Annotated in this window: 24 protein-coding genes; 15 read left to right on the top strand and 9 right to left on the bottom strand. The window is 62.1% G+C overall.

Features of this window, described 5'->3' with window-relative positions; all coding sequences use genetic code 11:
- Window positions 1-127 precede the first annotated feature (127 nt).
- Genes lptB through APH36_RS29630 form a run of 5 tightly spaced genes read right to left on the bottom strand, consistent with a single transcriptional unit; the run spans window position 128 to window position 3,456 of the window.
- A complete protein-coding gene (gene lptB, locus APH36_RS29650) occupies window positions 128-853 on the bottom strand; it encodes an LPS export ABC transporter ATP-binding protein (RefSeq protein WP_012270657.1) in 726 nt (241 codons plus the stop codon).
- Window positions 854-1,378: a lipopolysaccharide transport periplasmic protein LptA gene (gene lptA / locus APH36_RS29645; protein ID WP_012270658.1), complete on the bottom strand. Its 525-nt coding sequence runs from the start codon at window positions 1,376-1,378 to the stop codon at window positions 854-856. It abuts the gene before it with no gap.
- Entirely contained in the window at window positions 1,365-1,937 is a 573-nt protein-coding gene (lptC, locus tag APH36_RS29640) for an LPS export ABC transporter periplasmic protein LptC (protein ID WP_019099457.1), read from the bottom strand. Before lptC ends, lptA begins: the two co-directional genes overlap by 14 nt.
- A gap of 8 nt (window positions 1,938-1,945) precedes the next feature.
- The gene (locus APH36_RS29635; RefSeq protein WP_060501748.1) at window positions 1,946-2,470 is read right to left on the bottom strand and encodes an HAD family hydrolase; all 525 of its coding nucleotides are present in this window, start codon (window positions 2,468-2,470) and stop codon (window positions 1,946-1,948) included.
- Window positions 2,471-2,481: 11 nt separating this feature from the next.
- Entirely contained in the window at window positions 2,482-3,456 is a 975-nt protein-coding gene (locus APH36_RS29630; protein WP_016713135.1) for an SIS domain-containing protein, read from the bottom strand.
- 248 nt (window positions 3,457-3,704) lie between these two features.
- On the opposite strand from APH36_RS29630, the gene APH36_RS29625 reads away from it, so the two are divergent.
- The 10 genes from APH36_RS29625 (at window position 3,705) to hisC (ending at window position 11,626) form a co-directional block, all read left to right on the top strand.
- A complete protein-coding gene (locus APH36_RS29625; protein WP_012270662.1) occupies window positions 3,705-4,514 on the top strand; it encodes an ATP-binding cassette domain-containing protein in 810 nt (269 codons plus the stop codon).
- On the top strand, window positions 4,514-5,311 hold the full coding sequence (gene mlaE, locus APH36_RS29620; RefSeq protein ID WP_016713133.1) for a lipid asymmetry maintenance ABC transporter permease subunit MlaE: 798 nt from the start codon (window positions 4,514-4,516) through the stop codon (window positions 5,309-5,311). Before APH36_RS29625 ends, mlaE begins: the two co-directional genes overlap by 1 nt.
- Window positions 5,311-5,796 (top strand): outer membrane lipid asymmetry maintenance protein MlaD, encoded by a 486-nt coding sequence (gene mlaD, locus APH36_RS29615; RefSeq protein WP_016485045.1) that lies wholly within the window; start codon window positions 5,311-5,313, stop codon window positions 5,794-5,796. Before mlaE ends, mlaD begins: the two co-directional genes overlap by 1 nt.
- A gap of 9 nt (window positions 5,797-5,805) precedes the next feature.
- Window positions 5,806-6,453: a phospholipid-binding protein MlaC gene (locus APH36_RS29610; RefSeq protein ID WP_060501746.1), complete on the top strand. Its 648-nt coding sequence runs from the start codon at window positions 5,806-5,808 to the stop codon at window positions 6,451-6,453.
- On the top strand, window positions 6,450-6,752 hold the full coding sequence (locus APH36_RS29605; RefSeq protein WP_060501744.1) for a lipid asymmetry maintenance protein MlaB: 303 nt from the start codon (window positions 6,450-6,452) through the stop codon (window positions 6,750-6,752). The genes APH36_RS29610 and APH36_RS29605 overlap by 4 nt, the downstream gene beginning before the upstream one ends.
- Before the next feature lie 117 nt (window positions 6,753-6,869).
- A complete protein-coding gene (locus APH36_RS29600; protein WP_003255121.1) occupies window positions 6,870-7,109 on the top strand; it encodes a BolA family protein in 240 nt (79 codons plus the stop codon).
- Between the two features lie 23 nt (window positions 7,110-7,132).
- Entirely contained in the window at window positions 7,133-8,398 is a 1,266-nt protein-coding gene (gene murA / locus APH36_RS29595) for a UDP-N-acetylglucosamine 1-carboxyvinyltransferase (protein WP_016713130.1), read from the top strand.
- 91 nt (window positions 8,399-8,489) lie between these two features.
- Window positions 8,490-9,125: an ATP phosphoribosyltransferase gene (hisG, locus tag APH36_RS29590; RefSeq protein ID WP_016713129.1), complete on the top strand. Its 636-nt coding sequence runs from the start codon at window positions 8,490-8,492 to the stop codon at window positions 9,123-9,125.
- Between the two features lie 126 nt (window positions 9,126-9,251).
- Window positions 9,252-10,577 (top strand): histidinol dehydrogenase, encoded by a 1,326-nt coding sequence (gene hisD / locus APH36_RS29585; protein WP_060501742.1) that lies wholly within the window; start codon window positions 9,252-9,254, stop codon window positions 10,575-10,577.
- Window positions 10,578-10,579: 2 nt separating this feature from the next.
- Entirely contained in the window at window positions 10,580-11,626 is a 1,047-nt protein-coding gene (hisC, locus tag APH36_RS29580) for a histidinol-phosphate transaminase (protein WP_060501740.1), read from the top strand.
- 40 nt (window positions 11,627-11,666) lie between these two features.
- Here the strand turns inward: hisC and APH36_RS29575 are convergent, their stop codons facing one another.
- A complete protein-coding gene (locus tag APH36_RS29575; protein WP_060501737.1) occupies window positions 11,667-12,218 on the bottom strand; it encodes a hypothetical protein in 552 nt (183 codons plus the stop codon).
- 20 nt (window positions 12,219-12,238) lie between these two features.
- Between APH36_RS29575 and APH36_RS29570 the strand changes: the two genes are divergently transcribed.
- From APH36_RS29570 to APH36_RS31460, 4 genes are all read left to right on the top strand, one after another.
- The gene (locus tag APH36_RS29570; protein ID WP_060501735.1) at window positions 12,239-12,889 is read left to right on the top strand and encodes a FadR/GntR family transcriptional regulator; all 651 of its coding nucleotides are present in this window, start codon (window positions 12,239-12,241) and stop codon (window positions 12,887-12,889) included.
- Window positions 12,890-12,902: 13 nt separating this feature from the next.
- Entirely contained in the window at window positions 12,903-14,183 is a 1,281-nt protein-coding gene (locus tag APH36_RS29565; RefSeq protein ID WP_060501731.1) for an MFS transporter, read from the top strand.
- Window positions 14,184-14,360: 177 nt separating this feature from the next.
- Window positions 14,361-14,837 carry a nuclear transport factor 2 family protein gene (locus APH36_RS29560; protein ID WP_060501729.1) on the top strand — a complete coding sequence of 159 codons (477 nt, stop codon included), beginning with the start codon at window positions 14,361-14,363 and terminating at the stop codon, window positions 14,835-14,837.
- Window positions 14,830-15,171: a GIY-YIG nuclease family protein gene (locus APH36_RS31460; RefSeq protein ID WP_080578098.1), complete on the top strand. Its 342-nt coding sequence runs from the start codon at window positions 14,830-14,832 to the stop codon at window positions 15,169-15,171. The genes APH36_RS29560 and APH36_RS31460 overlap by 8 nt, the downstream gene beginning before the upstream one ends.
- On the opposite strand, the gene yejK is transcribed toward APH36_RS31460, so the two are convergent.
- Window positions 15,119-16,126 carry a nucleoid-associated protein YejK gene (yejK, locus tag APH36_RS29555; RefSeq protein WP_060501727.1) on the bottom strand — a complete coding sequence of 336 codons (1,008 nt, stop codon included), beginning with the start codon at window positions 16,124-16,126 and terminating at the stop codon, window positions 15,119-15,121. The two genes, APH36_RS31460 and yejK, sit on opposite strands and share 53 nt — an antisense overlap.
- A gap of 370 nt (window positions 16,127-16,496) precedes the next feature.
- Between yejK and APH36_RS29550 the strand changes: the two genes are divergently transcribed.
- Complete coding sequence (locus APH36_RS29550) at window positions 16,497-16,778, top strand: HU family DNA-binding protein (protein ID WP_003255106.1); 282 nt, start codon at window positions 16,497-16,499, stop codon at window positions 16,776-16,778.
- 50 nt (window positions 16,779-16,828) lie between these two features.
- On the opposite strand, the gene rlmF is transcribed toward APH36_RS29550, so the two are convergent.
- Both rlmF and APH36_RS29540 read right to left on the bottom strand, forming a co-directional pair.
- Entirely contained in the window at window positions 16,829-17,779 is a 951-nt protein-coding gene (gene rlmF, locus APH36_RS29545; RefSeq protein WP_060501725.1) for a 23S rRNA (adenine(1618)-N(6))-methyltransferase RlmF, read from the bottom strand.
- A gap of 117 nt (window positions 17,780-17,896) precedes the next feature.
- Entirely contained in the window at window positions 17,897-20,743 is a 2,847-nt protein-coding gene (locus tag APH36_RS29540; protein ID WP_060501724.1) for a valine--tRNA ligase, read from the bottom strand.
- Window positions 20,744-20,851: the final 108 nt, after the last annotated feature.

The raw sequence follows: 20,851 nt of genomic DNA, 5'->3' as shown, positions 1-20,851 counted from the left end.
ACGAGGGCGCCGGGGCGCCAGATCAAGCAAGTTTTATGCCTTAAATTGTAGCGTTTGCCTAGAGCACTGTAACAACTTTCACCCCGGTTTCCGGGCGATATGCCAGTACTCCAGGCATGTGCCGGGGTCAGAGCCGGAACTCGTGACCCAGGTAAACCTCTTTGACCAGATCGTTGGCCAGGATGGTCTCGGCATCGCCTTCGGCGATCAGGCGGCCATCGTTGACGATATAGGCGGTTTCGCAGATATCCAGGGTTTCGCGCACGTTGTGGTCGGTGATCAGTACACCGATACCCTTGGCCTTGAGGTGGTGGATGATCTGCTTGATGTCGCCGACCGAAATCGGGTCGACGCCAGCGAACGGTTCGTCCAGCAGGATGAACTTGGGGGCAGTGGCCAGGGCGCGGGCAATCTCGACCCGGCGGCGTTCACCACCGGACAGGCTCATGCCAAGGTTGTCGCGGATATGGCTGATGTGGAACTCCTGCAGCAGGCTTTCCAGCTCTTTGCGGCGCCCTTCGCGGTCGAGGTCCTTGCGGGTCTCGAGGATGGCCATGATGTTGTCGGCCACCGACAGCTTGCGGAAGATCGAGGCCTCCTGCGGCAGGTAGCCGATGCCGGCGCGGGCGCGGCCGTGCATGGGCTGGTGGCTGACATCGAGGTTATCGATAAGCACGCGCCCCTGCTCGGCCTGGACCAGCCCGACAATCATGTAGAAGCAAGTGGTCTTGCCGGCGCCGTTAGGGCCAAGCAGGCCGACGATCTGGCCGCTGTCGATCGACAGGCTGACGTCACGTACCACCTGCCGCCCCTTGTAGCTCTTGGCCAGGTGCTGGGCTTTGAGGGTTGCCATTTACTCGGCCTTCTTCTTGGGCTGGATCACCATGTCGATACGCTGACGCGGTGTGGTCACGTTGCCACCGCGACCCGCAGTCGCCACCTGGGTCTGGGTGTTGTAGACGATTTTCTCGCCTTCGGTGGTGTTGCCCTCGTTCTCGACCTTGGCACGGTCGGTGAGGATCACCAGATCCTTCTGCGACTGGTACTGGATGGTGACGCCCCAGCCTTTCATCTTGTCCGGCTTGGCCGCGCTCTGCTGCTGCTCGAAGTAGGCCAGGTTGCCCACCGAGGTCACCACGTCGATGTCGCCAGAGGCGGAACGGGTGATGGTCACGGTGTTGCCTTTGATCATCATCGAACCCTGGGTGATGATCACGTCGCCGGTGTAGGTGGCCACGCCTTGCTTGTCGTCCAGGTGGGCATTGTCGGCCTGGATACGGATCGGCTGGTCACGGTCGTTCGGCAGGGCGAGGGCGCTCGCGCTTCCCAGTGCTGCGCTCAGGCTGAGCAAAAGGGGGAGGGTTTTAACGAGCCTCATACTGTCCTCTTACGTTAGAGAGCAAGTCCATCTTGCCTTCTTTCAAATACGCTTTCATTCCTTTGCCCGTAGTAGTGCCACCGGCGCCGTCGATTCTAACGGCTTGCTCGGTCTGCGCATATTGCTTCTGCGGGAACACGGTCATGCGTGAGCTGGTAATGATGGTTTCGCGCTGCTTTTCGTCAGTGCGGGCAACCCGTACCTTGTCGATCAGTTCGACCTCGGTACCGTCCGGGTTGACCTCGGCGCGGGTGCTCTGCACATGCCACGGGTATTCGGTACCGCGGTACATGTGCAAGTCCGGCGTGGTCAGCAGGGTGATTTCACTGGCCTTGAGGTGTTCGACCTTGTCGGCGGTCATCTCGTACTGCAGTTTGCCGTCGGGCAGAAACTGCACGCTGTGGGCGTTGATCGCATAGTAGTCGATAGCGCTTTCGTCGACCTGGGCCACCGGCTTGTCGAGGAAGCTTTCCGGGCTGACATTCCAGTAGCCGATCGCCACCAGCAGGGCAGCGATCACTGCGAGCAGCGCAGCATTGCGGGCTTTCTTGCTGAACATGGGCAGCCTTACAGGTAATTGGCGTTGGCAGCGTCCAGGGTACCCTGGGCCTGCATGATCAGTTCGCAGAATTCACGGGCCGCTCCCTCGCCGCCGCGTGCCTGGGTCACACCGTGGGCGTGCTGGCGAACGAACGGCGCGGCGTTGGCCACGGCCATGCCCAATGCTACCCGACGAATGACCGGCAGGTCCGGCAGGTCGTCGCCCAGGTAGGCTACTTGATCATAGCTTAGGCCCAGTTCGGCGAGCAGGCCGTCAAGCACGACCAATTTGTCTTCGCGGCCCTGGTACAGGTGCGGGATACCGAGGTTTCTGGCGCGGCGCTCGACCACCGGGGTCTTGCGGCCGCTGATGATCGCGGTGGTCACGCCCGAATTCATGAGCATCTTGATGCCCTGGCCGTCGAGGGTGTTGAAGGTCTTGAATTCGCTGCCGTCTTCGAGGAAGTACAGGCGCCCGTCGGTGAGCACGCCGTCCACGTCGAACACTGCCAGCTTGATGTGCTTGCCGCGTTGCATGAGGTCCTGGTTCATTCCATCGCTCCTTACATTACGCCGGCGCGCAGCAGGTCGTGCATGTTCAAGGCACCGGTGGGGCGGTCTTCGCGATCCACCACTACCAGGGCCCCGATCTTGTGGTCTTCCATGATCTTCAGGGCTTCGGCGGCAAGCATTTCGGCACGTGCCGTCTTGCCATGCACGGTCATGACCTGATCGATCAGGGTGGTGTGCACGTCGATGTTGCGGTCCAGGCTGCGGCGCAGGTCACCGTCGGTGAAGATCCCGGCCAGCTTGCCGTCAGCTTCGACAATCACGGTCATGCCCAAACCTTTGCGGGACATTTCAAGGAGCGCGTCCTTGAGCAGCGTGCCGCGCGGTACCTGAGGCAGTTCGTCGCCGGCATGCATCACGTTTTCGACCTTGAGCAGCAGGCGTCGGCCCAGTGCGCCGCCCGGGTGCGAGAAGGCAAAGTCCTCGGCGGTGAAGCCTCGGGCTTCGAGCAGGGCGATGGCCAGGCAGTCACCCAATACCAGCGATGCAGTGGTAGAGGAGGTGGGCGCCAGGTTCAGCGGGCAGGCCTCTTGCTCGACGCGGGCATCAAGGTTGACCTCGGCAGCCTGGGCCAGCGGCGAATCCGGGTTGCCGGTGAGGCTGATCAGCTTGATGCCCAGGCGCTTGATCAGGGGCAGCAAGGTGACGATCTCTGCGGTGCTGCCGGAATTCGACAGGGCAAGGATGACATCCTCGCGGGTGATCATGCCCATGTCGCCATGGCTGGCTTCGGCCGGGTGCACGAAAAATGCCGGGGTGCCGGTGCTGGCCAGGGTCGCGGCGATCTTGTTGCCGATGTGCCCGGACTTGCCCATGCCGACCACGACAACCCGGCCCTTGCAGGCCTGGATCAGTTCGCAGGCCTTGACGAAATTGTCGTCGATGCGCGCCAGCAGGGCCTCTACGGCCTCGAGTTCCAGGCGCAGGGTGCGTTGGGCGGATTGGATCAGCTCGCTGGATTGGCTCATGTCGAAAAAGCAATGCCTGATGAAAAGGCCGCGATTATACGCGCAATGACAAAAACCCTCACCCTTTCGATTGCTGTAGCGAATGTCATCAAAGCCTGTCTCAGGGCTGAACGACTCGTTGCCCGGCCTTGGGGCGGCGCTGTCAGCGGTGCTATAGTTCGCCGCTATTCGGCCTGCCAGGGGTGCGTGTGCCTTCCTGATGGAGGCCGGCGTCCATTAGGACGAGGCTGCACTAGCAAGGAGTCTAGATGAGTGTGGATAGCGCCTACGCGGTCGAGTTGAAGGGGGTTACCTTCAAACGCGGTTCGCGCAGCATTTTCAGCAATGTCGACATTCGCATCCCGCGCGGCAAGGTCACCGGCATCATGGGGCCATCGGGTTGCGGCAAGACCACGTTGCTCCGCCTGATGGGCGCGCAGCTGCGCCCCTCCAGCGGTGAGGTATGGGTTGCCGGGCAAAACCTGCCGACGCTGTCGCGCAGCGACCTGTTCGACGCCCGCAAGCAGATGGGTGTGCTGTTCCAGAGCGGCGCGCTGTTCACCGACCTCGATGTGTTCGAGAACGTCGCGTTCCCGCTGCGCGTGCACACCCAGCTGTCGGACGAGATGATCCGTGACATCGTGTTGATGAAGCTGCAGGCCGTGGGGCTGCGCGGTGCCATCGACCTGATGCCCGACGAGCTGTCTGGCGGCATGAAGCGCCGTGTGGCGCTGGCCCGGGCCATTGCCCTGGACCCGCAGATCCTCATGTACGACGAACCGTTCGTCGGCCAGGACCCGATCGCCATGGGCGTACTGGTGCGCCTGATCCGTCTGCTCAACGATGCGTTAGGCATCACCAGCATCGTCGTGTCCCACGACCTGGCAGAAACCGCCAGCATTGCCGACTACATCTATGTGGTGGGGGACGGCCAGGTGTTGGGCCAGGGCACGCCCGATGAGCTGATGGGGTCGGACAACCCACGGATTCGCCAGTTCATGAAGGGCGACCCGGACGGCCCGGTTCCCTTCCACTTTCCTGCGCCTGATTACCGCGCCGACCTGCTGGGGGCGCGTTGATGCGCAGAAGATCCTTACTCGAACGTGTCCGCCTGCTGGGTCGCTCGGCGATCGACGTGCTGGCGGTTCTGGGGCGTTCCTGCCTGTTCCTGTTCCATGCACTGATCGGCCGCGGCGGCATCGGCGGCGGTTTCCAGTTGCTGACCAAGCAGCTGTACTCGGTAGGCGTGCTGTCGCTGGCGATCATCGTCGTGTCCGGGGTGTTCATCGGCATGGTGCTGGCGCTGCAGGGCTACAGCATCCTGACCAAATACGGTTCGGAGCAGGCGGTGGGTCAGATGGTCGCCCTGACCCTGCTGCGTGAACTTGGCCCGGTGGTGACGGCGCTGCTGTTCGCCGGCCGTGCAGGCTCCGCACTGACCGCTGAAATTGGCAACATGAAGTCCACCGAGCAGCTGTCGAGCCTGGAAATGATCGGCGTCGACCCGCTCAAGTACATCGTCGCGCCACGCCTTTGGGCCGGTTTCATCTCGCTGCCGCTGCTGGCGCTGATATTCAGCGTGGTCGGCATCTGGGGCGGCTCGTGGGTGGCCGTGGACTGGCTGGGTGTTTACGAGGGCTCGTTCTGGGCCAACATGCAGAACAGTGTTTCCTTTACCGACGACGTGCTCAACGGGTTGATCAAGAGCCTGGTGTTCGCCTTCGTCACGACCTGGATCGCCGTATTCCAGGGGTACGACTGTGAGCCCACCTCAGAAGGGATCAGCCGTGCCACCACCAAGACCGTGGTCTACGCCTCGTTGGCAGTGCTGGGTCTGGACTTTATTCTGACCGCCTTGATGTTTGGAGATTTCTGATGCAAAACCGCACCCTGGAAATCGGTGTCGGCCTGTTCCTCCTGGCCGGGATCCTGGCGCTGCTGCTGCTGGCCCTGCGTGTCAGCGGGCTGTCGGCCAGCCCGAGCAGCGATACCTATAAAGTTTATGCCTACTTCGACAATATCGCCGGTTTGACGGTCAGAGCTAAAGTGACCATGGCCGGTGTGACGATCGGCAAGGTTACCGCCATCGATCTGGACCGTGATTCCTACACCGGTCGGGTGACGCTGCAGCTGGACAAGTCGGTGGACAACCTGCCGACCGACTCCACTGCCTCGATCCTGACCGCCGGCTTGCTTGGCGAGAAGTACATCGGCATCAGCGTGGGCGGCGAAGACCAGGTGCTCAAGGACGGTGCGACCATCCACGACACCCAGTCGGCACTGGTGCTGGAAGATCTGATTGGCAAGTTCCTGCTCAACTCCGTTGGTAAGGAACCGAAAGAAGCGCAACCGGCTAATTAAGGAGTTTCCATGATTTCGATCCTGCGACGTGGCCTGCTGGTTTTGCTGGCGGCCTTCCCCCTGATGGCCCTGGCCGCGCAGTCGCCGCACGACGTGGTGCAGAGCACCACCACCGAGCTGTTGGGTGAGCTCAAGGCCAACAAGGAGCAGTACAAGTCCAACCCGCAAGCTTTCTACGACACCCTTGACCGGATCCTCGCGCCGGTGGTCGATGCCGACGGTATTTCCAGAAGCATCATGACCGTCAAGTACTCGCGCAAGGCCACGCCCGAGCAGATGCAGCGCTTCCAGGAAAACTTCAAGCGCAGCCTGTTCCAGTTCTACGGTAACGCGCTACTGGAGTACAACAACCAGGGCATCGTCGTAGACCCGGCCAAAGCCGATGACGGCAAGCGCGCGTCCGTAGGCATGAAGGTCACCGGCAACAATGGCGCCGTATACCCGGTGCAGTACACCCTGGAAAACCTGGGTGGAGAATGGAAAGTGCGTAACGTCATCGTCAACGGCATCAACATCGGCAAGCTGTTCCGCGACCAGTTCGCCGATGCCATGCAGCGCAACGGCAACGACCTGGACAAGACCATCGATGGCTGGGCCGGTGAAGTGGCCAAGGCCAAGCAGGCTGCCGACAGCTCGCCAGAGAAGACTGTCAAATGAGTGAGGCCGCTGTAAGCATGGCCGAGCCGGGGGTGCTGCGCCTGGCCGGTGTGCTGGATTACCGTAGCGGCCCGGTCCTGCGCAAGCAGGGCAAGGCACTGATCGCGGCTTGCCGCGAGGCGCAGCTGGTGCTGGATTGCTCGGCGGTGCAGCACTCCACCAGCGTAGGTCTGTCGCTGTTGCTGGCATTCATGCGCGACGCCCAGGGCGCCGGCAAAGGCTGCCAGGTGCGCAGCATGCCTGAGGACATGCGGGAAATTGCCGGGGTCTATGACCTCGATGAAGTGCTGGCAACCTGATGGCCCGGCGCGGATGATGGCCCCTCGGTCAGCGAAACCCTCGTTGGGCTTCGCAGGCGAGGGGCTTTTTTGTATGATGGCCGACCCGTGCGCATCGGGCGCCGATTGAGGTTGAGCATGCAGGCCGTAGAAGTTAAAAGCTTCCTTGAAGAGAAATTGCCGGGTTCCCGGGTCGAAGTTGAAGGCGAAGGCTGCAACTTCCAGTTGAACGTGATCAGCGACGAGTTGGCTGGCCTGAGCCCGGTCAAACGCCAGCAGGCGATCTATGCTCACCTGAATCCGTGGATTGCCAATGGCAGCATCCATGCGGTAACCATGAAATTTTTCAGCAGCGCAGCCTGGGCTGAGCGCACCTGAGCCAACGTGGCGGCGAGATTCCAATGGACAAACTGATTATTACTGGCGGCGCTCGCCTTGACGGCGAGATCCGCATTTCGGGCGCGAAGAACGCAGCCCTGCCAATTCTGGCGGCTACCCTGCTGGCTGACGGCCCGGTCACCGTGGGCAACCTGCCGCACCTGCACGACATCACCACCATGATCGAGCTGTTCGGCCGCATGGGCATCGAGCCTGTGATCGACGAAAAACTGGCGGTGGAGATCGACCCACGTACCATCAAGACCCTGGTCGCGCCTTACGAGCTGGTCAAGACCATGCGCGCCTCGATCCTGGTGCTGGGCCCGATGGTTGCCCGTTTCGGCGAAGCCGAAGTGGCCCTGCCTGGCGGTTGCGCCATCGGCTCACGCCCGGTCGACCTGCACATCCGTGGCCTCGAAGCCATGGGCGCGAAGATCGAAGTGGAAGGCGGCTACATCAAGGCCAAGGCGCCTGAGGGCGGCCTGCGCGGTGCGCACTTCTTCTTCGACACCGTCAGCGTGACCGGTACCGAAAACATCATGATGGCCGCTGCCCTGGCCAAAGGCCGCAGCGTGCTGCAGAACGCCGCGCGTGAGCCGGAAGTGGTCGACCTGGCCAACTTCATCAATGCCATGGGTGGCAACGTCCAGGGCGCTGGCACCGACACCATCACCATCGATGGCGTCGAGCGCCTGCACTCGGCCAACTACCGCGTGATGCCGGACCGCATCGAGACCGGTACCTACCTGGTCGCTGCTGCCGTGACCGGCGGCCGTGTCAAGGTCAAGGACACCGACCCGACCATCCTTGAAGCCGTACTGGAAAAACTCAAGGAAGCCGGCGCCGACATCAACACCGGCGAAGACTGGATCGAGCTGGACATGCACGGCAAGCGGCCGAAAGCCGTCAACCTGCGTACCGCTCCGTACCCGGCGTTCCCGACCGACATGCAGGCGCAGTTCATCTCGCTGAACGCCATTGCCGAAGGCACGGGCGCGGTGATCGAGACCATCTTCGAAAACCGTTTCATGCATGTTTACGAAATGCACCGCATGGGCGCGCAGATCCAGGTCGAAGGCAACACTGCCATCGTCACTGGCGTGAAAGCGCTGAAGGGTGCCCCGGTCATGGCCACCGACTTGCGGGCTTCCGCCAGCCTGGTGCTGTCGGCGCTGGTTGCCGAAGGCGATACCCTGATTGATCGCATCTACCACATCGACCGTGGTTACGAGTGCATCGAAGAGAAACTGCAGATGCTCGGCGCGAAAATCCGCCGCGTACCGGGCTAGTAGCCCGAAGGTGCATGGACGCACCCTTTGAATTGAATGCGGCCAGGTCGATGACCTGGCCGGCAGCAGCCGCTTAAGGACCGACGTTCCAATGTTGACCATCGCGCTTTCCAAAGGCCGTATTCTCGACGATACCCTGCCGTTGCTGGCCGAGGCCGGTATCGTGCCGACCGAGAACCCGGACAAGAGCCGCAAACTGATCATCCCCACCACGCAGGACGACGTGCGCCTGCTGATCGTGCGTGCTACCGACGTGCCGACCTATGTCGAGCATGGTGCCGCCGACCTGGGTGTGGCCGGCAAGGACGTGCTGATGGAGTACGGCGGCCAGGGCCTGTATGAGCCCCTGGACCTGCAGATTGCCCAGTGCAAGCTGATGACGGCTGGCGCGGTTGGCGCGCCTGAGCCCAAGGGCCGCCTGCGCGTGGCCACCAAGTTCGTCAACGTAGCCAAGCGTTACTACGCCGAACAGGGGCGTCAGGTCGACATCATCAAGCTGTACGGCTCGATGGAACTGGCACCGCTGATCAACCTCGCCGACAAGATCATCGACGTGGTCGACACCGGCAACACCCTACGTGCAAACGGCCTGGAGCCCCAGGAACTGATCGCCACGATCAGCTCGCGCCTGGTGGTCAACAAGGCCTCCATGAAAATGCAGCACGCCCGTATCCAGAGCCTGATCGACACGCTTCGTCAAGCGGTCGAATCGCGACACCGCGGCTGACTCCTGCGCGCGGCCTTCGCTGTCGCGCCCGTCTATCCGCGTCATAGCCATTTTTCTCGGGTGCCCGCGCGGATGGACTGGTAGCCTAGGGCGCCTGAGCATTCGCTAATAATCGAGGCCCTCGCCATGACCGTGTCCACTGCAATTGCCCGTCTCAACGCCGCTGATCCGGATTTCGCCCGACATCTGGATCATCTGCTGAGCTGGGAAAGTGTGTCCGATGACGCGGTCAACCAGCGCGTGCTCGACATCATCAAGGCCGTGCGTGAGCGCGGTGATGCGGCGCTGGTCGAGTTCACCCAGCGTTTTGATGGCGTAGATGCCAAGTCGATTGACGACCTGATCCTCAATCGTGAACGCCTGGAACTGGCGCTGACCCGCATCACCCCGGCACAGCGCGAAGCCCTGGAAACAGCCGCCAATCGCGTGCGCATGTACCACGAGCGGCAGAAGCAGGATTCCTGGCAGTACACCGAGGCCGATGGCACCGTGCTCGGTCAGAAAGTCACCCCACTGGACCGTGCGGGCCTGTATGTGCCAGGCGGCAAGGCGTCGTACCCGTCGTCGGTACTGATGAACGCCATCCCGGCCAAGGTTGCCGGCGTCGCCGAAGTGGTGATGGTGGTGCCAACCCCGCGTGGTGAGGTCAACGAACTGGTGCTGGCGGCCGCGTGCATTGCGGGTGTCGACCGTGTGTTCACCGTCGGTGGTGCCCAGGCTGTTGCCGCGCTGGCCTACGGTACCGAAAGCGTGCCGCAGGTGGACAAGATCGTCGGCCCTGGCAACATCTACGTTGCCACTGCCAAGCGCCATGTGTTCGGCCAGGTGGGTATCGACATGATCGCCGGCCCGTCGGAAATTCTTGTGGTGTGCGATGGCCAGACCGACCCGGACTGGATCGCCATGGACCTGTTCTCCCAGGCCGAGCACGACGAAGACGCCCAGGCCATTCTGGTCAGCCCGGATGCCGCCTTCCTCGACCGCGTTGCCGCCAGCATCGACAAGCTGATGCCGACCATGGAGCGTGCCGAAATCATCGAGAAGTCGATCAACGGCCGTGGTGCACTGATTCAGGTGCGTGACATGCATCAGGCAATGGAGGTGGCCAACCGCATTGCGCCGGAACACCTGGAACTGTCGGTGGCCGACCCGCAAGCCTGGTTGCCGCACATTCGCCACGCTGGCGCGATCTTCATGGGCCGCCACACCAGCGAAGCGCTGGGCGATTACTGTGCCGGTCCCAACCACGTGTTGCCGACCTCTGGCACCGCACGTTTCTCGTCGCCGCTGGGGGTGTACGACTTCCAGAAGCGTTCGTCGATCATTTTCTGCTCCGAGCAGGGTGCGTCCGAGCTGGGCCACACCGCGTCGGTCCTGGCCCGTGGCGAGTCGCTGACCGCCCACGCCCGCAGTGCTGAATACCGTATCCTGACCCAAGAGAAGGGGAACTGAGCATGAGTCGATTCTGGAGCCCCTTCGTCAAGGACCTGGTGCCTTACGTGCCGGGCGAGCAGCCCAAGCTGGCCCGTCTGGTCAAGCTCAACACCAACGAAAACCCCTATGGCCCATCGCCCAAGGCGCTGGAGGCCATGCGCGGTGAGTTGAACGATAACCTGCGCCTTTACCCGGACCCGAACGGTGACCGCCTCAAGCAAGCGGTGGCCGACTACTACGGCGTAACCCCGGCGCAAGTGTTTGTCGGCAATGGCTCGGATGAGGTGTTGGCGCACATCTTCCACGGCCTGTTCCAGCACGATGCACCGCTGTTGTTCCCGGACATCAGCTACAGCTTCTACCCGGTCTACTGTGGCCTCTACGGTATTGCCTTCGAGCAGGTGGCGCTGGACGAGCAGTTCCAGATCCGCATCGAGGACTACAACAAGCCCAACGCCGGCATCATCTTCCCCAACCCCAACGCGCCGACAGGTTGCCTGATGCCGCTGCAGGCGGTGGAGCAGTTGCTGCAGGCCAACCGTGACTCGGTGGTGGTGGTGGATGAGGCTTACATCGATTTCGGCGGTGAGACGGCCATCAGCCTGGTGGACCGCTACGACAACCTGCTGGTCACCCAGACGCTGTCGAAGTCGCGCTCGCTGGCTGGCCTGCGGGTTGGCCTGGCGGTGGGGCATCCGGACCTGATCGAGGCACTGGAGCGGATCAAGAACAGCTTCAACTCCTACCCGCTGGACCGAGCGGCGATCGTAGGTGCTGCGGTGGCGTTCGAAGACCGTGAGTACTTCGAAGAAACCTGCCGTAAAGTGATCGACAGCCGCGAAGCGTTGGTCGGGCAGTTGCAAGCCAAGGGCTTTGACGTGTTGCCTTCGGCTGCCAACTTCATCTTCGCCCGCCACCCTCAGCAGGATGCTGCCGAGCTGGCGGCACGCCTGCGCGAGCAGGGCGTGATCGTGCGTCACTTCAAGCAGCAACGTATTGCCCAGTTCCTGCGCATTACCATCGGCACGCCAGAGATGAACCAGGCGTTGCTTGATGCGTTGAACTAAAGCATTGTCGGGCGCGCCTCTATAAAGAGCGCGCCCGGCATTAATAAATGCTTCCTTCTATGGCAAACGCTTTGCCAGCCGGCCGGTTACGCACCGCCGCTGGTGTGCCATCGAGCACCAGCACATACGGCGGTATCACCCAGCAAGGGATGTGCCATCCAGTAGCCATTCCGGCAGCAGTTTCAGGCCCATGTGACCCCATGTGACGTAACACGGTGGGGGCGACCGAGGTTTGCGCGGGCAGGCTGTACAGGTGGTTCGGCCCAGGGTTTTCCGCTGGAATGCCGGGTTGCGAAAGCTCTTGGTTCAACGGCTTGTTGCTGGCAATGAAGATGGTTTTTACCTGCTCCGAAATACCGCCATGCGCTTTGCCCGAGTAATCCCGCCCATGGTCCGTGCTGACGATCACCAGCCAGTCTTCCTGCGGGTTCAGGCGCTGGCGCTCATCGACCTTGTCCAGTAAATGGCCAATCTGGCTGTCGAGGGTGCGCAACGACTGTAGATAGCGTTCGCCAAAGCCGCTGTCGTGGCCAGCAGAAATGTCAGGTGGTTTGCGGCGTCGACCGCCCTCCAGTAAGCTGTGAAAATTCATCGGATGATTGGTTGAGTACAATGAATACAGAGCTGACCAAACGTTCCCTGGTTGAGCTTGCCGTGGATCGCATGCGTGAGCGCATCGTGCTGGGCGACTGGCAGGTCGGTCAGCGACTGCCCACCGAGCCGGAGTTGGCCCTGCAACTGGGCATCAGCCGCAATACCGTGCGCGAAGCCATGCGTGTGCTGGCATTCAGCGGCCTGGTGGAAATTCGACAAGGTGACGGTAGCTACCTGCGCACGGCCCAGGACCCGCTGCAGGCGGTGCAGGCGATGTCTCGCTGCACCGCTGAGCAGGCCCGGGAAACCCGTCACATCCTCGAAGCCGAAGCCATCGGCTTGGCGGCGCTGCGCCGTACCGATGCCGATCTGCAGGCGCTACGCGATGCGCTGGCCAGCAGTGCCGGGCACTTTCACGGGGATGTCGATGCTTATGTGGCCTGCGACCTGGTGTTCCACCAGCGGTTGGTCGATGCCGCCCACAACCCGGCGTTAAGCGAGCTGTATCGCTACTTTTCCGGGGTGGTGGCTGCCGCGCTGCAACGCAACATGGCGACTGTTCCGCGCTGCCAGGCCACGTTCGACCTGCACGGCCAGATCCTCGAAGCCATCGAACAACGCGACGCGGAGCGGGCCAAGCGCCTGAGCCGCACCCTCATCGAATCCTGACACCGAGAAGGCCATGGCTGAACCCATCACCCGCAATACCCCGCCGAATGAGCGGGACCTCGATGAGCTGCTGATCGATGCCGAGGCTGACGACGAGCAGGTGCAGCGGCAGCCTGTGGTGTTGCGGCGGCCCTGGCTGTTGCTGCTGGGCCTGGTGCTGGTGGCCTTGAACCTGCGCCCGGCGTTGTCGAGCATGGCGCCGGTGCTGGGGCTGGTGTCTGAAGGGCTGGGGCTGAGTGCCTCGCAGGCGGGCTTGCTGACCACCTTGCCGGTGCTGTGCCTGGGGTTGTTCGCCCCGCTGGCACCCGTGCTGGCGCGGCGTTTTGGCAGTGAGCGGGTGATCCTCGGCATTCTTGTCACGTTGGCGCTGGGTATCGGGGTGCGAAGCGCCTTCGGCCCCGTTGGCGTGTTCCTCGGCAGCCTGATGGCGGGGGCCAGCATTGGCATTATCGGTGTGCTGCTGCCGGGTATCGTCAAGCGCGACTTCCCGCAGCATGCTGGTACGCTGACCGGTGTGTACACCATGGCGTTGTGCCTGGGCGCCGCCATGGCGGCGGGCGCTACCGTACCGTTGGCCCAGCATTTTGGCGGTAGCTGGGCACTTGGGCTGGGCTTCTGGGTGCTGCCGGCCTTGCTGGCCATGCTGGTGTGGCTGCCGCAGGCCCGCCAGGGGCATGGCCTGCACAAGGTGGCCTATCGGGTGCGGGGCCTGTGGCGCGATCCGCTGGCCTGGCAGGTGACCTTGTACATGGGCTTGCAGTCATCGCTGGCTTACATCGTGTTCGGTTGGTTGCCATCGATCCTGATAGGCCGTGGCCTGAGCCCGACCGAGGCTGGACTGGTGTTGTCGGGGTCGGTGATCGTGCAGTTGATTAGCTCGCTGAGTGCGCCTTGGCTGGCCACCCGTGGCAAGGACCAACGCCTGGCGATCGTGCTGGTCATGTTGATTACCCTGGCGGGCCTGTTCGGTTGCCTGTATGCGCCGGTTTCGGGGCTGTGGGGTTGGGCCGTTGTGCTGGGCCTGGGGCAGGGCGGTACTTTTGCCCTGGCGCTGACCCTGATTGTGCTGCGTTCGAAAGACGCGCATGTAGCGGCGAACCTGTCGAGCATGGCGCAGGGCGTGGGTTACACCTTGGCATCGATGGGGCCGTTTGCGGTGGGGCTGGTGCATGACCTGACCGGGGGCTGGGCGGCGCTGGGGTGGATTTTTGCGGTATTGGGGATGGGTGCCATCGTGTTCGGGCTGGGTGCCGGGCGGGCGTTGCATGTGCAGGTGACGAGCGAAAAAGTCTGAGACTGATGGTGGCAGTACCGGCCTCTTCGCGGGCAAGCCCGCTCCCACAGGATCACCACAGATTCGAGGTTTGTGCGGTCTCTGTGGGAGCGGGCTTGCCCGCGAAGAGGCCGGTACTGGCATAAGCCATCGGGGGAGATTATCGTGCTGGTTTCGACCCCAGCACGGATCTGCCCCATGAGCGACGCCAACCGCGACCTGATCTCCCGCTTCTACCAGGCCTTCCAGCGCCTGGACGCCGAGGCCATGGTGGCCTGCTACAGCGACGATATTGTTTTCAGCGACCCGGTTTTCGGTACCCTGCGCGGCAAGGATGCAGGCGATATGTGGCGTATGCTCACCCGCCGCGCCAAGAACTTCACCCTGACGTTCGACAACATCCGCGCCGATGAGCGCAGTGGCGGCGCGCACTGGGTGGCCACCTACCTGTTCACCCAGACCGACCGTGTTGTGGTCAACGACATCCAGGCGCGTTTTGTCATTCGTGATGGGCTGATCTGCCAGCATGACGACACCTTCGACCTGTGGCGCTGGTCGCGGCAGGCCTTGGGTATGCCTGGTGTATTGCTGGGCTGGTCGCCGCTGGTGCGGAACAAGGTTCGCCTGCAGGCATTCAAGGGATTGCGCGCATTCCAGCAGGCCCAAGGTGAGTGAAACCGTCGAATCCGTTGTTGGCAAACCCTGGTATGTCTATCTGGTAAGGGCCGCCAACGGCTCGCTGTACTGCGGCATCAGCGATGACCCTCAGCGGCGTTTTGCGGCGCACCAGAAGGGGCAGGGCGCCCGCTACTTCAAGACCAGTCCGGCCCAGGCACTGGTGTATGTGGAGCAATGGCCGGATAAAGGCGAGGCTTTGCGCCAGGAGCGGCTGGTAAAGCGGCTGCGCAAATCGGCAAAGGAGGCACTCGTGGCCTCCTTTACCGGCTTTGAGGGGATTAGTCCTTGCGCCGCTTCAACTGATCCACCAGCGTTGTCGGCAGCCCCTTGATGATCAGGGTGCCTGCCGCCTCGTCATACTCCACTTTGTCGCCCAGCAAGTGTGCCTCGAAGCTGATCGACAGCCCCTCGGCACGCCCGGTGAAGCGGCGGAACTGGTTGAGGGTGCGCTTGTCCGCCGGGATTTCTGGCGACAGGCCATAGTCCTTGTTGCGGATGTGGTCGTAGAACGCTTTGGGCCGATCTTCGTCGATCAGGCTGGACAGCTCTTCCAGTGTTACCGGTTCGCCCAGCTTGGTCTGGGTGGTGGCGTACTCGACCAGGGTCTGGGTCTTTTCGCGGGCGGACGCTTCCGGCAGGTCTTCGCTCTCGACGAAGTCACTGAAGGCTTTGAGCAGGGTACGGGTTTCGCCCGGGCCGTCTACACCCTCCTGGCAGCCGATGAAGTCGCGGAAGTAATCCGACACTTTCTTGCCGTTCTTGCCCTTGATGAACGAGATGTACTGCTTGGAGTTCTGGTTGTTCTTCCACTCCGACAGGTTGATGCGTGCCGCCAGGTGCAACTGGCCAAGGTCGAGGTGGCGCGAAGGCATCACGTCGAGTTCGGCGTTCACCGCTACCCCTTCGCTGTGGTGCAGCAGGGCAATGGCCAGATATTCGGTCATGCCTTGCTGGTAATGGGCGAACAGGATATGGCCGCCCGTGGACAGGTTGGACTCTTCCATCAGCTTCTGCAGGTGTTCCACGGCAATGCGGCTGAAGGCGGTAAAGTCCTTTTCTTCGTCCAGGTACTGCTTCAGCCAGCCGCTCAACGGGTAGGCGCCCGACTCACCGTGGAAAAAGCCCCAGGCCTTGCCTTGCTTGGCGTTGTAGCTGTCATTGAGGTCGGCCAGCAGGTTCTCGATGGCATCGGAGGCGGCCAGTTCGGAGTCGCGAGCATGCAGCACCGCGGGGCTGCCATCAGGCTTTTTGTCGATCAGGTGAACGATGCAATGACGGATTGGCATGGGATTCTCGGCGAGCTGCAAAAGTTGCCAAGTTTACCCTAGACGCAAGGTGATGCAGTGGCCGTATGTTGGCAGATATGTCGGTTGTTCGTTTTTTGTTCAGTTTTGTGCGTTTTAAGCTAAAACCCCCGAAAAACCTGCATTTAATCGAAGTGCGCAGCGGATATTTATCTGCTCCTGTGGTAGTTTTGCGCGGTCTTGTGCCCCTCGTGTGGCGCATTGCTGGCAGCGTGCTGTCGTCGTGTCGAACCAAACGCCGATTTACGTATCTACATACGCGATTGGCGCGGCCCTCCACTTTCAGGGGCTGGCCCGATAACGTCGTAGTTCGCAGCATAACCATCGAATTTGATAGGGAAGGAACACCACCATGGCATTGACCAAAGACCAACTGATTGCCGACATCGCCGAATCGATCGCCGCGCCAAAAGCCACCGCCAAGAACGCTCTGGAGCAACTGGGCCAGATCGTTGCCGACCAACTGGAAAACGGCGCTGAAATCACCCTGCCAGGCATCGGCAAGCTGAAAGTCTCCGAGCGTCCTGCCCGCACCGGCCGCAACCCTTCGACTGGCGCTGCCATCGAAATCGCTGCCAAGAAAGTCGTCAAGTTCGTTCCAGCCAAAGTGCTGACCGACGCCATCAACAAGTAATTGTTGAAGTGTTGACGAAACCGCGCCCGGCTTGCCCGGGCGCGGTTTTTTCATGCCTGCGATTTACGCTGGGCGTGCCAGGCCTGGCGCGTGGCATCGTCAAGGAAGCTCCAGGCGACCATGCGGCTCTGTTTCTGCCCCTGGCCCATTTCGATGATGCGTACGGCTTTGGCGCCTGCCTTCTTCAGTGCGGTCTCGATGCCCGGCAAGTTACTGGCCTTGGACACAAGGCTGGTGAACCACAGCACCCGCTCGGCGTATTGCACGCTCTCGCTGACCAGTTGGGTAACAAAGCGGATTTCGCCGCCCTCACACCACAGTTCATTGTTCTGGCCACCGAAGTTGAGCACAGGCAACTTGCGCTTGGGGTCTTGCTTGCCCAGGTTCTTCCACTTGCGCTGGCTACCACGGGTGGCTTCTTCGCGTGAGGCATGGAAGGGCGGGTTGCACAGGGTCAGGTCGAAGCGTTCGTCATTCTGCAGCAGGCCGCTGAGGATGTGCGTGCGGTTAGCCTGTTGGCGCAGGGTAATGGCCTTGCCCAGCCCATTGGCCTGCACGATGGCCTTGGCCGATGCCAGGGCAACGGGGTCGATGTCCGAGCCGAGGAAGCGCCAGCGGTAGTCGCTGTGGCCTAGCAACGGGTAGATGCAGTTGGCACCCACGCCGATGTCCAGCGCACGCACCTGGGCGCCCTTGGGGATCTCACCGGCATTGTCGTCGGCCAGCAGGTCGGCGGCCACATGGATGTAGTCGGCGCGGCCGGGAATCGGTGGGCACAGGTAGTCGGCGGGGATATCCCAGTGCTGGATGCCGTACTGGGCCTTGAGCAGGGCACGGTTGAACACTCGCACGGCTTCAGGGTTGGCGAAGTCGATGCTCGGTTTGCCGTGGGGATTGGTGATGGTGAAGCGGGCAAGGTCCGGGTGGGCCTTGATCAGGCTGGGGAAGTCGTAGCGGCCCTGGTGGCGGTTGCGCGGGTGCAGGGTGGGTTTCTGAATCATGGTGGGGTCCTGAAAAGCATCGCCGGCAAGCCAGCTCCCACAGGTACGGTGCATTCCTGTGGGAGCTGGCTTGCCGGCGATGGGCTGCAAAGCAGCCCGCTATGGCTTCACTTGTGATTACAGCGCAGCAATCCGCGCATGCTGCTCGGTGAAGTTGGCCAGGGCCTGTTCAGACTCGGCCAGCTTGGCACGTTCCTTCTCGATCACCGCAGGCGGAGCCTTGTCGACGAAGGCGGCGTTGGACAGCTTGCCACCCACGCGTGCCACTTCGCCTTGCAGGCGCTGGATTTCCTTGTTCAGGCGCGCCAGCTCGGCATCCTTGTCAATCAGGCCGGCCATTGGCACCAGCACTTGCAGGTCACCGACCAGGGCGGTGGCCGACAGCGGCGCTTCATCGGCATCGCCGAGCACGGTGAACGACTCCACCTTGGCCAGCTTCTTCAGCAGGGCTTCGTTTTCCAGCAGGCGGCGCTGGTCGTCGGCGTTGGCGTTCTTCAGGAACAGCGGCAGCGGCTTGCCTGGGCCGATGTTCATTTCGGCGCGGATGTTGCGCAGACCGACCATCAGTTCCTTGAGCCACTCGATGTCACCTTCAGCGGCGGCGTCGATGCGAGCTTCATTGGCCACCGGCCACGGCTGCAGCATGATGGTCTTGCCTTCGATACCGGCCAGCGGCGCGATGCGCTGCCAGATTTCTTCGGTAATGAACGGCATGAACGGGTGCGCCAGGCGCAGCGCCACTTCCAGCACGCGCACCAGGGTGCGGCGGGTGCCACGGGCGCGCTCGACCGGGGCGTTTTCGTCCCACAGTACCGGCTTGGACAGCTCCAGGTACCAGTCGCAGTACTGGTTCCAGATGAATTCGTACAGCGCCTGGCTGGCCAGGTCGAAGCGGAACTGCTCCAGCTGGCGGGTCACTTCGGCTTCGGTGCGCTGCAGTTGCGAGATGATCCAGCGGTCAGCCAGCGACAGTTCGTAAGCTTCGCCGTTCTGGCCACAGTCTTCGCCCTTGTCCAGCACGTAGCGGGCGGCGTTCCAGATCTTGTTGCAGAAGTTGCGGTAGCCTTCGACGCGGCCCATGTCGAACTTGATGTCGCGGCCTGTGGAGGCCAGCGAGCAGAAGGTGAAGCGCAGGGCGTCGGTGCCGTAGCTGGCGATACCTTCAGGGAACTCGGCCTTGGTCTGCTTGGCGATCTTCTCGGCCAGCTTGGGCTGCATCATGCCGCTGGTGCGTTTTTCTAGCAGGGCGTCGAGGGTGATGCCGTCGACGATGTCCAGCGGGTCCAGTACGTTGCCCTTGGACTTGGACATCTTCTGGCCCTGGCCGTCACGCACCAGACCGTGTACGTAAACGGTCTTGAACGGTACTTGCGGGGTGCCGTCCTCGTTCTTGATCAGGTGCATGGTCAGCATGATCATGCGCGCAACCCAGAAGAAGATGATGTCGAAGCCGGTTACCAGCACATCGGTGGAGTGGAACTTCTTGAGGAACTCGGTCTGCTCTGGCCAGCCCAGGGTCGAGAAGGTCCACAGGCCCGAGCTGAACCAGGTGTCGAGCACGTCGTCGTCCTGGCGCAGGACCACGTCGGCGCCCAGGTTGTGCTTGGCGCGCACTTCTTCCTCGTTGCGGCCAACGTAGACCTGGCCTGCCTCGTCGTACCACGCCGGGATGCGGTGGCCCCACCACAGCTGGCGGCTGATGCACCAGTCCTGAATGTCACGCATCCAGGAGAAGTACATGTTCTCGTACTGCTTGGGCACGAACTGGATACGGCCATCTTCCACGGCGGCGATGGCAGGTTCTGCCAGCGGCTTGGTAGAGACGTACCACTGGTCGGTCAGCCACGGCTCGATCACGGTGCCCGAACGGTCGCCTTTCGGTACTTTCAGGGCGTGGTCGTCGATGCTCACCAGCAGGCCCTGGGCATCCAGGTCGGCAACGATCTGCTTGCGCGCGACGAAGCGGTCGAGGTTGGCGTATTGGGCCGGCAGTCGGGTATCAACCTGCTCGTTGACGCTGCCGTCGAGGTTGAAGGCCTGGGCGCTGGCCAGCACGAAGGCGTTCTTGTCGAAGATGTTCAGCAGTGGCAGGTTGTGGCGTTTGCCGACTTCGTAGTCGTTGAAGTCGTGAGCCGGGGTGATCTTCACGCAGCCGGTACCGAACGCAGGGTCGCAGTAGTCGTCGGCGATGATCGGGATGCGGCGGCCTACCAGTGGCAGTTCGACGAATTTGCCGATCAGTGCCTGGTAGCGTTCGTCATTCGGGTTGACCGCAACGGCCGCGTCACCCAGCAGGGTTTCCGGACGGGTGGTGGCAACCACCAGGTAGTCGTTGCCTTCGGCGGTCTTGGCGCCGTCGGACAGCGGGTAGCGCAGGTTCCACAGGTGGCCTTTCTCGTCGTGGTTTTCCACTTCGAGGTCGGAGATGGCCGTGTGCAGCTTGGTATCCCAGTTGACCAGGCGCTTGCCACGGTAGATGAGGCCGTCTTCATGCAGGCGCACGAACGCTTCTTTAACGGCTTCGGAGAGGCCGTCGTCCATGGTGAAGCGCTCGCGGCTCCAGTCTACCGAAGAGCCCAGGCGGCGGATCTGGCGGCTGATGTTGCCACCGGACTGGTCCTTCCATTCCCAGACCTTTTCCAGAAACTTCTCGCGGCCCAGGTCATGACGGTTCTGGCCTTTGGCTTCGAGCTGGCGCTCGACCAGCATCTGCGTGGCGATACCGGCGTGGTCGGTGCCTGGCTGCCACAGGGTGTCGCGGCCTTGCATGCGGCGGAAACGGATCAGGGCGTCCATGATCGCGTTGTTGAACCCATGGCCCATGTGCAGGCTGCCGGTCACGTTCGGCGGCGGGATCATGATGGTGTAGGACTCGCCTGCACCTTGTGGGGCGAAATAGTTCTCGGACTCCCAGGTGTTGTACCAGGAAGTTTCGATGGCGTGCGGCTGGTAGGTCTTATCCATGCGCGGCGGGACCCTGTGCATTTATTCGGGAAAGCCGGGAAGTATAACCAAGGTGGGGGCCGCAGGCGACAAGCTACTGCTATCTGGCAGTGCGGCGTCTGCTTCGCG

This window comes from Pseudomonas sp. NBRC 111133 (assembly GCF_001320605.1).
GTDB lineage: Bacteria > Pseudomonadota > Gammaproteobacteria > Pseudomonadales > Pseudomonadaceae > Aquipseudomonas > Aquipseudomonas monteilii.
Note: the sequence above shows the minus strand (reverse complement) of the source record. Positions and strands in the feature narration are given on the sequence as shown.

Coding starts and splice junctions, on each gene's coding strand:
- hisG (WP_016713129.1), top strand. CDS start 8,490: ATGTTGACCATCGCGCTTTCCAAAGGCCGTATTCTCGACGATACCCTG.
- lptC (WP_019099457.1), bottom strand. CDS start 1,937: ATGTTCAGCAAGAAAGCCCGCAATGCTGCGCTGCTCGCAGTGATCGCT.
- APH36_RS29550 (WP_003255106.1), top strand. CDS start 16,497: ATGGCATTGACCAAAGACCAACTGATTGCCGACATCGCCGAATCGATC.
- yejK (WP_060501727.1), bottom strand. CDS start 16,126: ATGCCAATCCGTCATTGCATCGTTCACCTGATCGACAAAAAGCCTGAT.
- hisC (WP_060501740.1), top strand. CDS start 10,580: ATGAGTCGATTCTGGAGCCCCTTCGTCAAGGACCTGGTGCCTTACGTG.
- murA (WP_016713130.1), top strand. CDS start 7,133: ATGGACAAACTGATTATTACTGGCGGCGCTCGCCTTGACGGCGAGATC.
- APH36_RS29630 (WP_016713135.1), bottom strand. CDS start 3,456: ATGAGCCAATCCAGCGAGCTGATCCAATCCGCCCAACGCACCCTGCGC.
- APH36_RS29600 (WP_003255121.1), top strand. CDS start 6,870: ATGCAGGCCGTAGAAGTTAAAAGCTTCCTTGAAGAGAAATTGCCGGGT.
- APH36_RS29560 (WP_060501729.1), top strand. CDS start 14,361: ATGAGCGACGCCAACCGCGACCTGATCTCCCGCTTCTACCAGGCCTTC.
- rlmF (WP_060501725.1), bottom strand. CDS start 17,779: ATGATTCAGAAACCCACCCTGCACCCGCGCAACCGCCACCAGGGCCGC.
- APH36_RS29540 (WP_060501724.1), bottom strand. CDS start 20,743: ATGGATAAGACCTACCAGCCGCACGCCATCGAAACTTCCTGGTACAAC.
- hisD (WP_060501742.1), top strand. CDS start 9,252: ATGACCGTGTCCACTGCAATTGCCCGTCTCAACGCCGCTGATCCGGAT.
- mlaE (WP_016713133.1), top strand. CDS start 4,514: ATGCGCAGAAGATCCTTACTCGAACGTGTCCGCCTGCTGGGTCGCTCG.
- APH36_RS29565 (WP_060501731.1), top strand. CDS start 12,903: ATGGCTGAACCCATCACCCGCAATACCCCGCCGAATGAGCGGGACCTC.
- APH36_RS29575 (WP_060501737.1), bottom strand. CDS start 12,218: ATGAATTTTCACAGCTTACTGGAGGGCGGTCGACGCCGCAAACCACCT.
- APH36_RS29605 (WP_060501744.1), top strand. CDS start 6,450: ATGAGTGAGGCCGCTGTAAGCATGGCCGAGCCGGGGGTGCTGCGCCTG.
- APH36_RS29625 (WP_012270662.1), top strand. CDS start 3,705: ATGAGTGTGGATAGCGCCTACGCGGTCGAGTTGAAGGGGGTTACCTTC.
- lptA (WP_012270658.1), bottom strand. CDS start 1,378: ATGAGGCTCGTTAAAACCCTCCCCCTTTTGCTCAGCCTGAGCGCAGCA.
- lptB (WP_012270657.1), bottom strand. CDS start 853: ATGGCAACCCTCAAAGCCCAGCACCTGGCCAAGAGCTACAAGGGGCGG.
- APH36_RS29610 (WP_060501746.1), top strand. CDS start 5,806: ATGATTTCGATCCTGCGACGTGGCCTGCTGGTTTTGCTGGCGGCCTTC.
- APH36_RS29570 (WP_060501735.1), top strand. CDS start 12,239: ATGAATACAGAGCTGACCAAACGTTCCCTGGTTGAGCTTGCCGTGGAT.
- mlaD (WP_016485045.1), top strand. CDS start 5,311: ATGCAAAACCGCACCCTGGAAATCGGTGTCGGCCTGTTCCTCCTGGCC.
- APH36_RS29635 (WP_060501748.1), bottom strand. CDS start 2,470: ATGAACCAGGACCTCATGCAACGCGGCAAGCACATCAAGCTGGCAGTG.